The sequence below is a fragment of the Pseudomonas sp. KBN10P06128 genome (assembly GCF_037574945.1).
Lineage (GTDB): Bacteria > Pseudomonadota > Gammaproteobacteria > Pseudomonadales > Pseudomonadaceae > Pseudomonas > Pseudomonas aeruginosa.
In genome coordinates, this window is sequence record NZ_JBBELR010000001.1 from 5,689,262 (window position 1) to 5,701,866 (window position 12,605).

Genomic DNA, 12,605 nt, shown 5'->3' on the forward strand with positions numbered 1-12,605 from the left:
ATAGAACTGCTGAATGCGGGAAGCGGGTTCCGGCGAATGACCGCCAGGTCATTCGCCGCCGCGTGCGCTCAGAGCCTGTCCAGCATCTCGCGAGCTGGGCGGGGAAGCGGAGCTGACGAGCGGCAAATGAGCGCTTCAAAGCCTTCATACCGCGCCGCGCAGCGGATCATGAACAGGCTCTCAGAGCGGCCTGGCCAGGCGCCCGCTCATCTCGGCCAGGGCGCCGACCCAGGCGGGGTGGTCGTTGAGGCAGGGAATCAGCACCAGGTCCTCGCCGCCGGCGCTGATGAACTGCTCGCGGCCGCGCATGCCGATTTCCTCCAGAGTCTCGATGCAGTCGGCGACGAACGCCGGGCACATCACCAGCAGGCGCTTCACCCCACGCTGCACCAGTTCGTCGAGCTTGGCGTCGGTATAGGGCTCGATCCACTTGGCGCGCCCCAGGCGCGACTGGAACGCCACCGACCAGCGCCCCTGCTCCAGGCCGGCGCGCTCGGCGAAGGCCTCGGCGGTGCGCAGGCACTGGCTGCGGTAGCAGAGGGCGAGGGCTTCGGGGCTGACGTTGCGGCTGTTCTCGGCCAGCAGGTCGTGGGCAGGATCCTTCACCAGCTTGCGGATGTGCCGCTCGGGCAAGCCATGGAAGCTCAGCAACAGATGGTCGTGGGGCTGCTGCAGGTACGGACGCACGCTTTCCACCAGGGCATCGAGGTAGACCGGCTGGTCGTAGAACGGCGGCAGCGTGCTGACCTCCAGGCCCAGGCGATGGGCGGCGATCACCCGGCGCACCTCCTGTTCGGCGGTGGTCGTAGTGCTGTCGGCGAACTGCGGATACAGCGGCGCCAGGGTGACCCGCCGGATACCACGGCGCGCCAGGTCGAGCAGGACCTTCTCGATGGCCGGCTGGCCGTAGCGCATCGCCAGTTCCACCGGTCCATGCGGCCAGTGCGGCTTCATCGCTTCCTGCAGGCGACGACTGAGGACGATCAGTGGCGACCCTTCGTCCCACCAGATCGAGCTGTAGGCGTGCGCCGATTCGGCCGGACGCTTGATCAGGATCAGCGACACCAGCAGGCGCCGCAGCGGCCAGGGTAGGTCGACCACGTAGGGATCCATGAGGAACTGGTCGAGATAGCGGCGGACATCCTCCACCCGGGTCGAATCCGGGGAGCCCAGGTTGAGCAACAGCAGGGCATTCTCGGTCATGCCTGATCCTTTCGTCGGGCGTCCAGGACATCGGCCAGCGCCACGTCCAGGTCGGTGAATTGAAAACGGTAGCCGGCGTCCTGCAAGCGTTGCGGCAAGGCTCGCTGGCCGCCGAGCAGCAATCCGGACATTTCTCCCAGCCCGAGGCGCAGGACGAACCCGGGGGTCGGTATCCGCGCCGGCTTGTGCAGCGCCCGGCCCAGGGCCTTGGCGAAATCGCGGTTGCGCACCGGGTTGGGAGCGCACGCATTATAGGGACCGCTGGCATCGGGCCGCCGCAAAAGAAAATCGATCAGCTCGATTTGATCCTCGATATGAATCCACGGCATCCATTGCCGGCCGTCACCCAGCGGTCCGCCCAGGCCGAGCCGGTAGAGCGGCAACAGGCGCCCGAGGAAGCCGCCCTCGGGGGCCAGCACCAGGCCGGTGCGCAACAGCACGACACGGGTGCCGAGCTTCTCCGCCTCGCGGGCGATCTGCTCCCAGGCTAGGCATAGCTCGCTGGCGAAATCCTCGCCGGCCGCCGCCCCCTCCTCGGTCACCGGGCGCTCGCCGCTGTCGCCATACCAACCCACCGCAGAACCCGATAACAGAAGGTCCGGGCGCTGCTCACGAGCGTCCAGCCATTCCACCAGGCGCTCGGTAAGGCGTACCCGGCTTTCCCACAGCAGCGCCTTGCGCTTGTGGCTCCAGGGTTTGTCCGCGATCGGCGCGCCGGCCAGGTTGACCACCGCGTCGAGCGGCTGGTCGCCGTACTCGTCGAAACGATCGATGCCGCGCACGCCGACGCCGCACAGCGATTCCACCTGCTGCGGCCGCCGGCTGAACACGGTCAGCCGGTGTCCGGCCTGTCGCCAGCGGGCGCACAGGCGGCGACCCATCAGGCCGGTACCGCCGGTCAAGAGAATGTGCATGGCTGTCTCCTCGTTTTGCCTGCGTGCCCTTTCAGTCTGGACCCTGGACATCGATCTGCCCGATGACCGTGCATCCTCCCCCCATTCCGGCGTTATCCTGTGAATGGAAGATCCGTCGGCTCCGGCCAGGGAACCCTGGCGTCGTTTTCGACTCAGCCAAGGAACAGGGCTTGCATCGCATTGGTGCCTTAGTGAACGGCGCCAGCCGTCTATTCTTCAGATAACTCGGTTGATACTTCCGAACGGAACGTCTGAAGGTTCGACAGGCCAGGAAGCGCGCCATCGGCGCGACGCAAGGTGCGCCTCGAAGCACGCGCAACACTGTACATTAAATCAAGCTTGTACAAGAAACCTGATTCGCCTGTCCAGACGCTACACAACCAGAGAGGCATGTCATGAGCGTCCCCATCGCCATCATCGGTACTGGCATCGCCGGGCTTTCCGCCGCCCACGCATTGAGATCCGCCGGCCAGACCGTACAACTGTTCGACAAGGGCCACGGCAGCGGCGGCCGCATGGCCAGCAAGCGCAGCGAGGCCGGCACGCTGGACCTCGGCGCGCAATACTTCACCGCCCGCGACCGGCGCTTCCTCGACGCCTTGCAACACTGGCGCGAGGAAGGCTGGGTGGACGAGTGGAAACCCGCTCTCTACCAATACCGCGACGGCCAGCTGAGCCCCTCCCCGGACGAGCAGCCACGCTGGGTCGGCATCCCACGGATGAGTGCGATCACCCGCGCCCTGCTCACCGATCTGCAAGTGGTCTTCTCCTGCCGCATCACCGAGGTCTTCCGCGGCAAGCAGCACTGGCACCTGCAGGACGCCGAGGGACAGAACCACGGTCCGTTCAACCAGGTCCTGATCGCCATCCCCGCTCCCCAGGCCACGCCGCTGCTGGCCAGCGTGCCGAAACTGGCGGCCACCGCCGCGAGCGTGGTCATGGAGCCGACCTGGGCGGTGGCGCTGGGCTTCCGCGAGGTACTCGACACCCCGGTGCAGGGCTGCTTCGTGCACGGCAGTCCGATCGCCTGGCTGGCCTGCAATCGCAGCAAGCCGGGGCGCGACACCGCCCTCGACACCTGGGTGCTGCACGCCACCAGCCAGTGGAGCCGGCAGCACATCGACATGGCCAAGGAGGACGTGGTCGAGCACCTGCGCTGCGCCTTCGCCGAAGTGATCGGCTGCGCCGTACCGGAAGCCGCCTTCAGCATCGCCCACCGCTGGCTCTATGCACGCCCCGCGGAAGCTCACCAGTGGGGCGCCCTCGGCGATCCCGACCTGGGCATCTACGCCTGCGGCGACTGGTGCTCCAGCGGCCGCGTCGAAGGCGCCTGGCTCAGCGGCCAGGAAGCCGCGCGGCGCCTGCTGGAACATCTCTGAGGGGATCGGGCCGTCGCCTGGCGGCCCGATGTGACAAGAAAATACCTATACAAATACATTGACCTGTACAAGATAAGTTCTAGGATGTGTCGTATGACCGCCTGGCTGTCGAGCTGCGCGCGAACCTCCTTTCCCCTCGGGAGACGACACCGATGCACGAATCTCACCACCCTTCCCTGACGCCCCGACTCGGCATCAGCGCCTGCCTGCTCGGCGAACCGGTGCGCTTCAACGGCGGCCACAAGCGATCCGCGCTTTGCGAGGAACTGGCGCGGCACGTCGAGTTCGTCTCCTTCTGCCCGGAACAGGCCATCGGCCTGGGCACGCCGCGCCCGGCGATTCGCCTGGAAGGCACTCCGGAAGCCGCCGAGGCGCGGAGCCGCGACGGCCTGGCGGTCGGCGGAGCGCTCGCCGAATATGCGCGGCGGGTGGCGCAACGGGCGGATACGCTGGACGGTTTCATCTTCATGCAACGTTCGCCGTCCTGCGGGCTGCAACGGGTCAAGGTCTATCCAGAAGGCGGCGGCGCGCCGCGCGCCGAAGGCCGTGGACGCTTCGCCGCAGCCCTTTGCGAAGCCTTGCCGGAGCTACCGGTGGAAGAAGAAGGCCGGCTGCACGATCCGGTCCTGCGGGAGAACTTCCTCACCCGCGTGTTCGCCCATGCCCACTGGCAGGCCCTGTGCCAGCGCGGCCTCAGCCATTCGGCCATCGTCGCCTTCCATAGCCGCTACAAGTACCAGTTGCTGGCGCATTCGCCGGAGCACTACCGCAGTCTCGGCCGCCTGCTCGGCGAAGCCGGCCACTACCAGCCGGAAGCCCTCGGCACGCGTTACTTCGGCGAGCTGATGCAGGGCCTGCGCCGCTGCGCGACCCGCGGCAGCCATGGCAACGTGTTGCTGCACCTGAGCGGCTACCTGAAACGCGACCTCGCAGCCGAAGACAGGCGTGAATTGCGCGAGCTGATCGAGCAATACCGGCATGGCAGCGTGCCGCTGGTGGTACCGCTGACCCTGCTAAAGCACCACTTCCGTCGCCACCCGCATGCATACATCGCCCAGCAGGCCTACCTGCAACCGCACCCGACCGAACTCGGCCTGCGCAACGCGCTCTAGGATTTCCCGATGAACTCGCCCCACCTCGAACGCGGCGGCCTGCCGATCCGCGAAGTCACTCGTCTGACCGGCGTCCATCCGGTCACCCTGCGCGCCTGGGAGCGCCGCTATGGCCTGGTGGTGCCGCAACGCACCGGCAAGGGGCACCGGCTCTACAGCGAAGAGCAGGTCGAGCGCATCCGCCGGATACTCGTCTGGCTCGAGCGTGGCGTCGCCATCAGCCAGGTGCGCGCGCTGCTGGAGCGTCCGGAGGAAACCCCGGCGGCGGATGTCGAATCCCCCTGGGAACGCCTGCACGAACAACTGCTGGACGCCATCGCCGCGCTGGCCGAGCGACGCCTCGACGATCTGTTCAACCAGGCCGCGTCGCTCTATCCGGTAGCGACCCTCTGCGAAAAGCTTCTGCAACCCTTGCTGCAGCACCTCGAACGACGCTGGCAGGGACAATTCGGCGCGCGCATGGAGCGGGCCTTCTTCTTCTCCTGGTTGCGCAGCAAGCTGGGCGCCCGCCTTTATCACCAGCAGCGGCTGCAACAGGGCGCGCCGCTGCTGCTGGTCAACCAGTCCGAGCTGTCGCTGGAACCGAACCTCTGGCTGTGCAGTTGGTTGCTCGGCAGCGGCGAGGTGCCGCTGCAGGTCTTCGACTGGCCGCTGCCACCGGCCGAACTGGCCCTGGCCTGCGAACGCCTGGAAGCTCGCGGCGTGTTGCTGTACGCCAGTCATCGCCTCAACCCGGAGCACCTGCCGCGCCTGCTGGCAGGGGTGAGCTGCCCGGTGGTGCTGGTCGGACCGGCCGTGGAGATCCAGCGCGAAGCCTTCGAAACCCTGGCGCTAACTGGCCTGCTGCTGGCGAGCACGCCCCTGGAAGCCCGCCGCCTGCTCGGCGAACGAGGCCTGTTGAACCCATGAACGGACTTCCGATGAACCTGATCTGGTTTCGCTGCGACCTGCGAACCACCGATAACAGCGCGCTCCTCGCCGCCGCCGATGGGCGCCCTTGCGTGGCCCTCTACCTGCTCAGCCCGGCGCAGTGGCGGGAACACGACGATGCGCCCTGCAAGGTCGACTTCTGGCTGCGCAACCTGGGCGAGCTGCAACGCCAGCTCGCCGCGCTGAACATCCCGCTGCTGGTGCGCGACTGCGGCCACTGGCGGCAAGCCCCGGAAGTCATCGGCCGGCTCTGCCGGGAGCTGGGAATCGGCGCGGTACACGTCAACCAGGAATACGGGGTGAACGAGGAACGCCGCGACCAGGCCGTCGGCCAACGCCTGCGCGAACAGGGCGTGGCCTTCCACAGCCACCTCGACCAGCTGTTCTTCGCCCCCGGCTCGGTGCTGACCCGAACTGGCGGCTATTTCCAGGTGTTCAGCCAGTTCCGCAAGGTCTGCCACGAACGGCTCTACCAGGCCCTGCCGGGTGTCCGCCCGCGTCCGCAGCCCCAGCCACCGCATGCGCTGGCCAGCGACCCGCTGCCGGATGCCGTGCCCGCCTTCCCGCGGCCGGCCGATAGCTTGCGCCGCCTCTGGCCGGCAGGCGAAAAGGTAGCGCAGGAACGCCTGCGCGACTTCGCCGACCAGCACCTGGCCGACTACCATGAACGGCGCGACTTCCCGGCGCTTCCCGGCACCAGCCAACTGTCGCCCTACCTGGCCGCCGGCGTACTCTCGCCCAGGCAATGCCTGGACGCCGCGCTGGTCGCCAACCGCGGCGAGTTCAGCGGCGGCCAGCAAGGCGCCGCGACCTGGATCAACGAGCTGCTCTGGCGCGAGTTCTACAAGCACATCCTGGTCGGCTACCCACGGGTCTCCCGGCACCGCCCCTTCCGCGAGGAGACCGAAGCCCTGCGCTGGCGCCAGGCCCCGGCGGAACTCGAAGCCTGGCAACAGGGGCGCACCGGCATAACGATCATCGACGCGGCAATGCGCCAGTTGCTCGCCACCGGCTGGATGCACAATCGCCTGCGGATGGTGGTAGCGATGTTCCTCAGCAAGAACCTGCTGATCGACTGGCGCGAAGGCGAACGCTGGTTCATGCGCCACCTCATCGACGGCGACCTGGCGGCGAACAACGGCGGCTGGCAGTGGAGCGCATCCACCGGCACCGACGCCGTCCCCTACTTCCGCCTGTTCAATCCGCTCTCACAGTCCGAACGCTTCGATCCACGCGGCGAGTTCATCCGCCACTGGCTGCCGGAACTGGCCGGCCTGGAGCGCAAGGCGATCCACGATCCGTCCAGCCTGGGGCTGTTCGCCGGGGTCGACTATCCACGGCCGATGGTCGACCTGAAGGCCAGCCGCGAACGGGCGCTGGCGGCTTTCCGCAACCTGCCGCCGCGCGATGGTCGCGCGTAGGGCGCGTCAGCGAGCTATCGCCTCCCGCCAAATGGCTCGCTCTTTCCATGGGGCGGTGCGGCGTGGTGGAAGAATCGCAGGCATGAAAAAGCCGGGATGAACCCGGCTTTTTTCGACCGTGCCGACTAGATCGGGATCTTGTAGAACAGGCTGTAGGACTCGATACCGTCGTTCGGCTGTTTCAGGCCGGCGTTGGAATAGTGGATCGCCCGAATGCCGACCGACTGGCCGTTGGCGAACTTCAGGCCGGCGCCGATGCGGTCTTCGAAGTTCAGGGAGGAACCCAGGTTCTGGTCGCCGACACGGGTGCCGGAGAACGCCGCCACGCCGATACCGGCCTCGATGAATGGCTTGATCGAGTCGCCGGCGAACTCATAGACGAATACCGGAGCGAACGACAGCGAATGCTTGCCGGCGCCTTCATCGCCACCTTCCCAATAGGTGTAGCCCGCATCCCAGTAGCCGGTCAGGCGCCCGGTGGAGGTCTGCCACCAGCTCTTGTCCCAATCCCAGCTCAGGCCCAGGCGATAGGTCATGCCCGACTGGCCGGTCGCACCGACGGCGGCCGAGACGTCCGCCGCCTGGGCGGAGGCCACGTGGACGGAGGAAAGTGCGGCCAGAACGGCCAGCGGAAGTAGTTTCTTCATTGAAACGTCCTTTTCGAAAGTTGCATGAAAGCCCCCGCATTCAAGCTGCGCATTATAAGAGCGCACTTACTAAAGCAGATACTAGACCAAACGCTTTAGTTCAAAAAATCGCTGTCACGTCTGCCAGGAACGACTAAACGACTAATTTTCCTACGCTTTCCGGGCTTCCCCAGAGGATCGGCAGGATCCTTTCCATCTCCTCCGGCAGCGCGCTGGTCCAGAAACGCGGCGTCGCGGCCTGGCCAGAGGCCAGTAGCGCCCGCGCCGACAATACGCGCTCCAGTTGCCGGGCGACAGCCGCTCCCGTATCGATCACTGCCATCTCCGCCGGGATCAGCTCGGCCAGCAGGGGTTTGACGAAGGGATAATGAGTACAGCCGAGGATCAGCGTATCGCAGCCCTGTTCGAGGATGGGCGCCAGCAGGCGCTCCAGCAGTGCCCGGGTTTGCGGCCCATAGAGATCGCCGGCCTCGATGCGCTCGACCAGCCCCGGACAGGGCTGGGTGAAGACCTGTACGTCGCTGGCGAAGCGGTCGAGCAAGGCGGCGAAACGCGCGCTCTTCAGAGTTCCGGTGGTGGCCAGGACGCCGACCCCACCGTTGCGGGTGGCCGCCGCGGCCGGCTTCACCGCCGGCTCCATGGCCACCAGCGGCACCTGCGGATAACGTTCGCGCAATTCCGCCGCAGCCGCTGCCGTCGCGGTATTGCAGGCCAGTACCAGAGCCTTGGCGCCCTGCTCCAGAAGGAAATCACCGATCCGCTCGCAGCGTTCGCGGATGTACTCCGCGCTCTTCTCGCCGTAGGGCACATGGGCGTTGTCGGCGACGTAGAGCAACGATTCGGATGGCAGGCGCGCGCGAATCTCACGCAATACGCTGAGCCCGCCGACCCCGGAATCGAAAACGCCGACCGCGGCCGACTCAACCGCCATGGCGTTGCCCGCAGACGGCACAGGAAGGATCGCGACGCACCCGCAATTCGCGGAAGCGCGTGCCGAGGGCGTCCACCAGCAGCAGGCGGCCCACCAGCGGTTCGCCGAAACCGGCCAGCAGCTTGAGCGCCTCCAGCGCCTGCAGGCTACCGACCAGGCCCACCAGCGGACCGATCACGCCGGCCTCGCTGCAGGTCAGCTCGGCCTCGCTGCCGTGCCCGTAGAGGCAGTGGTAGCAGGGGCTTTCGTCGCGGCGGGTATCGAATACCGAAAGCTGGCCCTCGAGACGGATCGCCGCGCCGCTGACCAGCGGCTTGCCGGCGCGCACGCAGGCGACGTTGACCGCCTCGCGGGTGGCGAAGTTGTCGGTGCAGTCGAGCACCAGGTCGACCGCCGCCACGGCGGCATCGAGGGAGTCCTCATCCAGCGCGGCGCTATGGCTGACCAGGCGGATCTGCGGATTCAGCGCGCCCAGCCGGCGCATCGCCGACTCCACCTTGCCGACGCCGACGCTGGCGCCATCGTGGATGACCTGCCGTTGCAGGTTGGTCAGGTCGACCGTATCGAAATCCGCCAGGTGCAGCTCGCCGACCCCAGCCGCGGCCAGGTACAGCGCCACCGGCGAACCCAGGCCGCCAAGACCGACGATCAGTGCGCGGCTGCGCTTCAGGCGCAGCTGGCCCTCGACGTCGACCTGCGCCAGCAGGATCTGGCGACTGTAGCGCAGCAGTTCCTCGTCGCTCAGCATGCCCATTGTCCGAGAGTGATCCGCTCGTTGCCGCCGAGGTCGCGCAACGTATGTACCCCGGCGAAGCCGCGGGCGCCGAGCAGTTCGCGCACCGCCGCCCCTTGATCATAGCCGTGCTCGAGCAGCAACCAGCCTTCGTCCAGCAAATGCCGCGGCGCCTGGGCGACGATCTGGCGGATATCGTCGAGGCCATCGCTACCCGCGACCAGCGCGCTCTTCGGCTCGAAACGCACGTCGCCCTCGCTCAGGTGCGGATCGCTGGCAGGGATATACGGCGGATTGCCGACGATCATCCGGAAGCGCCGGCCATCGAGGGCGGAGAACCAGTGGCTGCGGCGCACCTCGACGTTCTCCAGGAGCAACCGCTGGCGATTGCGCTCGGCCAGCGCCACGGCCTCTTCCACACGGTCCACCGCAGTCACTGTCCATAGCGGCCGCTCGCTGGCCAGGGCCAGGGCGATGGCGCCGGTGCCGGTGCCCAGGTCGAGCACGGTAGCGGTGCCCGCCGCGAGGGTCGCCAGCGCGGTTTCCACCAGCAGTTCGGTGTCAGGGCGCGGGATCAGTGTGTGTGGCGCGACCTCCAGGTCCAGGCTCCAGAAGCCCTGGTGGCCAAGGATGTAGGCCACCGGTTCGCCGTTGCGCCGACGGGCGATCCAGTCGTCGAACCGCTCGTTGGCCTCGCGCGGCACGATGCGCTCCGGCCAGGTACGCAGGAAGCTGCGCGGCTTGCCCATCGCCGCCGCCAGCAGCAACTCGGTGTCGAGCCGGGCGCTGGGCGAATCGGGCAGTTGGGAATCCTTGAGAAGGGTACAGATAGTGGTCATATCAGTCGCCCAGGGCCGCCAGTTGATCGGCCTGGTATTCCTGCAGCAACGGCTCGATCACCTGTTCCACCGCGCCCTCCATCACCTCGCCCAGGGAGTACAGGGTAAGGTTGATGCGATGGTCGGTGACCCGCCCTTGCGGGAAGTTGTAGGTACGGATGCGCTCCGAGCGGTCGCCCGAGCCCACCAGCAGCTTGCGCGTGCTGGCGATCGCCTGCTGCGCCGCGGCCTGCTGCTGGTCGTTGAGCTTGGCCGCCAGCCAGGCCATGGCCTTGGCGCGGTTCTTGTGCTGCGAGCGCTCTTCCTGGCACTCGACCACGATGCCGCTGGGAATGTGGGTGATGCGCACCGCCGAGTCGGTCTTGTTGACGTGCTGGCCGCCGGCGCCGGAGGAACGGTAGGTGTCCACCCGCAGGTCGGCCGGGTTGATCTCGATCGTTGCCTGTTCGTCCGGCTCCGGCAGCACCGCGACAGTGCAGGCGGAAGTGTGGATCCGGCCCTGGGATTCGGTTTCCGGCACCCGCTGCACGCGGTGCGCGCCGGACTCGAACTTGAGCTTGGCGTAGACGTTGTCGCCCTCGACCCGGGCAATCACTTCCTTGTAGCCACCGTGCTCGCCCTCGTTCTCCGACAGCGTCTCGACCCGCCAGCCCTGGCGCTCGGCGTAGCGCGAATACATGCGGAACAGGTCGCCGGAGAAGATCGCCGCCTCGTCGCCACCGGTGCCGGCACGGATCTCCAGGAACACGTTGCGGCTGTCGTTGGGATCCTTCGGCAGCAGCATGCGCTGCAGGCTGTCGCCGAGGGCAGCGAGACGGCCGCGCGCTTCGGCGACCTCCTCCTCGGCGAGGTCGCGCAACTCCGGGTCGCTGTCCTTGAGCAACGCCTGGGCGCCCTCGAGGTCGGCCTGCACCTTGCGGTAGTCGCGGAACGCCAGGATCACCGGTTCGACCTCGGCGTACTCGCGGGAATAGGCGCGGAAGCGGGTCTGGTCACTGATCACCTCGGCGTCGCCGAGCAGCGCCGTCAGTTCTTCGTAGCGATCGCTGAGGACATCCAGCTTTTTCAGCAGAGAAGCTTTCATGCAGGCATAGGTACCGGTCAGTGGCGCGGCGCGCCCTCGTCGAGGGCGAACAGCTCCTGGGCCAGGGCCAGCGCGTCGATGCGGCCCTCGGCGGACATTTTCTTCATCTGCACGCTGGGCGCGTGCAGCAGTTTGTTGGTCAGGCCGCGGGCCAACTGGGCCATCACCTCGGCCGGGTCGGCACCGTTGGCCAGTTGCCGCTGGGCCTTGCCCAGTTCTTCATCGCGCAGGCGCTCGGCCTGCTGCCGATAGGCGCGCAGCACGTCCACCGCAGCCAGTTCGCGCAGGCGCTGCATGAACTCGGCGACGCCGCTGCCGACCAGTTCCTCGGCGGCCTGGGCAGCGCCCTGGCGGCTCTTGAGATTCTCCGCCACTACTTCGTGGAGGTCGTCGACGCTATAGAGGTAGACGTCGTCCAGTTCGCCGACTTCCGGCTCGATGTCGCGCGGCACGGCGATGTCGACCATGAACATCGGCTTGTGCTTGCGCTGCTTCAGCGCGCGCTCCACGGCGCCCTTGCCGAGGATCGGCAACTGGCTGGCAGTGGAGCTGATGACGATATCGCTGTTGGCCAACTCCTCGGGGATCTCCGAAAGCAGCACCGCATGGGCGCCGAACTGCTCGGCGAGCAGGCTGGCGCGCTCCAGGGTGCGGTTGGCCACCACGATGCGCTTCACGCCTTGCTCGAACAGGTGGCGCGCGACCAGGGTGATGGTCTCGCCGGCGCCGATCAGCAGCGCCTGGCTGCGGTGCAGGTCGCTGAAGATCTGCTTGGCCAGGCTCACCGCGGCGAACGCCACGGACACCGGGTTCTCGCCGATGGCGGTATCGGTGCGGACGGTCTTCGCCGTACTGAAGGTGGCCTGGAACAGGCGGCCGAGCAGCGGACCGACGGTGCCGGCCTCGCGCGCGACGGCGTAGGCCGACTTCATCTGACCGAGGATCTGCGGCTCGCCGAGGACCATCGAGTCGAGGCCGGAGGCCACGCGCATCATGTGGCGCACCGCGTCTTCGTCCTGGTGCACATAGGCGCAGGCGCGCAACTCGTCGAGAGTCAGGCGATGGTAGTCCGCCAGCCAGGCGAGCACGTCGTCCGCGGTCGGATGGTCGATCTCCAGGTAGAGTTCGCTCCGGTTGCAGGTCGACAGGATGGCCGCCTCGCGGCTGGTGGTCAGGCGGCAGAGCTGCTGCAGCGCCTCGACCATCTGTTCCGGAGTGAAAGCCACGCGCTCGCGGACAGCCACCGAGGCGGTCTTGTGATTGATGCCGAGGGCAATGAAGGCCATGCAGGATCGCTGAGCTAATCGGGGAAACGCGCAATTCTCCTACTTCGCCAAGGGCAGGACAACCATTGCCGATGTATTGACTCCATAGACAGCTTCGTCGACGCCCGTCCCGGCCCCCTTGGGCTT

The 12,605-nt window shown here is 67.2% G+C and carries 12 protein-coding genes; 4 read left to right on the forward strand and 8 right to left on the reverse strand.

What is annotated here, in order from left to right; all coding sequences use genetic code 11:
• Positions 1-180: 180 nt before the first annotated feature.
• Both hemH and VQ065_RS26570 read right to left on the reverse strand, forming a co-directional pair.
• Positions 181-1,203, reverse strand: coding sequence for a ferrochelatase (gene hemH / locus VQ065_RS26565; protein WP_003094982.1), 1,023 nt, complete (start codon positions 1,201-1,203; stop codon positions 181-183).
• Complete coding sequence (locus VQ065_RS26570; protein WP_003094984.1) at positions 1,200-2,117, reverse strand: TIGR01777 family oxidoreductase; 918 nt, start codon at positions 2,115-2,117, stop codon at positions 1,200-1,202. Before VQ065_RS26570 ends, hemH begins: the two co-directional genes overlap by 4 nt.
• Positions 2,118-2,512: 395 nt before the next feature.
• Here VQ065_RS26570 and VQ065_RS26575 point away from each other — a divergent pair, with 395 nt between their 5' ends.
• From VQ065_RS26575 to phrB, 4 genes are all read left to right on the forward strand, one after another.
• Complete coding sequence (locus VQ065_RS26575) at positions 2,513-3,496, forward strand: NAD(P)/FAD-dependent oxidoreductase (protein WP_003094987.1); 984 nt, start codon at positions 2,513-2,515, stop codon at positions 3,494-3,496.
• A 152-nt stretch (positions 3,497-3,648) separates the two neighbouring features.
• A complete protein-coding gene (locus VQ065_RS26580; RefSeq protein ID WP_003094989.1) occupies positions 3,649-4,608 on the forward strand; it encodes a DUF523 and DUF1722 domain-containing protein in 960 nt (319 codons plus the stop codon).
• A 9-nt stretch (positions 4,609-4,617) separates the two neighbouring features.
• A complete protein-coding gene (locus VQ065_RS26585) occupies positions 4,618-5,517 on the forward strand; it encodes a MerR family transcriptional regulator (protein ID WP_003094990.1) in 900 nt (299 codons plus the stop codon).
• Entirely contained in the window at positions 5,514-6,959 is a 1,446-nt protein-coding gene (gene phrB, locus VQ065_RS26590; RefSeq protein WP_019485342.1) for a deoxyribodipyrimidine photo-lyase, read from the forward strand. Before VQ065_RS26585 ends, phrB begins: the two co-directional genes overlap by 4 nt.
• A 125-nt stretch (positions 6,960-7,084) precedes the next feature.
• Here phrB and pagL read toward each other — a convergent pair whose 3' ends face one another.
• The 6 genes from pagL to hemA form a co-directional block, all read right to left on the reverse strand.
• A complete protein-coding gene (gene pagL, locus VQ065_RS26595; RefSeq protein WP_003094992.1) occupies positions 7,085-7,606 on the reverse strand; it encodes a lipid A 3-O-deacylase in 522 nt (173 codons plus the stop codon).
• Positions 7,607-7,739: 133 nt separating this feature from the next.
• Entirely contained in the window at positions 7,740-8,537 is a 798-nt protein-coding gene (gene murI, locus VQ065_RS26600) for a glutamate racemase (RefSeq protein WP_003094993.1), read from the reverse strand.
• Positions 8,527-9,285 (reverse strand): molybdopterin-synthase adenylyltransferase MoeB, encoded by a 759-nt coding sequence (locus tag VQ065_RS26605; protein ID WP_014603555.1) that lies wholly within the window; start codon positions 9,283-9,285, stop codon positions 8,527-8,529. The genes murI and VQ065_RS26605 overlap by 11 nt, the downstream gene beginning before the upstream one ends.
• Positions 9,279-10,109, reverse strand: a complete 831-nt coding sequence (gene prmC, locus VQ065_RS26610) for a peptide chain release factor N(5)-glutamine methyltransferase (protein WP_003094995.1) — start codon at positions 10,107-10,109, stop codon at positions 9,279-9,281. The genes VQ065_RS26605 and prmC overlap by 7 nt, the downstream gene beginning before the upstream one ends.
• A 1-nt stretch (position 10,110) precedes the next feature.
• Entirely contained in the window at positions 10,111-11,193 is a 1,083-nt protein-coding gene (gene prfA, locus VQ065_RS26615) for a peptide chain release factor 1 (protein ID WP_003094997.1), read from the reverse strand.
• A gap of 17 nt (positions 11,194-11,210) precedes the next feature.
• Entirely contained in the window at positions 11,211-12,479 is a 1,269-nt protein-coding gene (gene hemA / locus VQ065_RS26620) for a glutamyl-tRNA reductase (RefSeq protein WP_003095001.1), read from the reverse strand.
• Positions 12,480-12,605 lie beyond the last annotated feature (126 nt).

Bases quoted from the DNA above. Each gene is read 5' to 3' on its own strand.
- hemH (WP_003094982.1), bottom strand. From the start codon at position 1,203: ATGACCGAGAATGCCCTGCTGTTGCTCAACCTGGGCTCCCCGGATTCG.
- VQ065_RS26570 (WP_003094984.1), bottom strand. From the start codon at position 2,117: ATGCACATTCTCTTGACCGGCGGTACCGGCCTGATGGGTCGCCGCCTG.
- VQ065_RS26575 (WP_003094987.1), top strand. From the start codon at position 2,513: ATGAGCGTCCCCATCGCCATCATCGGTACTGGCATCGCCGGGCTTTCC.
- VQ065_RS26580 (WP_003094989.1), top strand. From the start codon at position 3,649: ATGCACGAATCTCACCACCCTTCCCTGACGCCCCGACTCGGCATCAGC.
- VQ065_RS26585 (WP_003094990.1), top strand. From the start codon at position 4,618: ATGAACTCGCCCCACCTCGAACGCGGCGGCCTGCCGATCCGCGAAGTC.
- phrB (WP_019485342.1), top strand. From the start codon at position 5,514: ATGAACGGACTTCCGATGAACCTGATCTGGTTTCGCTGCGACCTGCGA.
- pagL (WP_003094992.1), bottom strand. From the start codon at position 7,606: ATGAAGAAACTACTTCCGCTGGCCGTTCTGGCCGCACTTTCCTCCGTC.
- murI (WP_003094993.1), bottom strand. From the start codon at position 8,537: ATGGCGGTTGAGTCGGCCGCGGTCGGCGTTTTCGATTCCGGGGTCGGC.
- VQ065_RS26605 (WP_014603555.1), bottom strand. From the start codon at position 9,285: ATGCTGAGCGACGAGGAACTGCTGCGCTACAGTCGCCAGATCCTGCTG.
- prmC (WP_003094995.1), bottom strand. From the start codon at position 10,109: ATGACCACTATCTGTACCCTTCTCAAGGATTCCCAACTGCCCGATTCG.
- prfA (WP_003094997.1), bottom strand. From the start codon at position 11,193: ATGAAAGCTTCTCTGCTGAAAAAGCTGGATGTCCTCAGCGATCGCTAC.
- hemA (WP_003095001.1), bottom strand. From the start codon at position 12,479: ATGGCCTTCATTGCCCTCGGCATCAATCACAAGACCGCCTCGGTGGCT.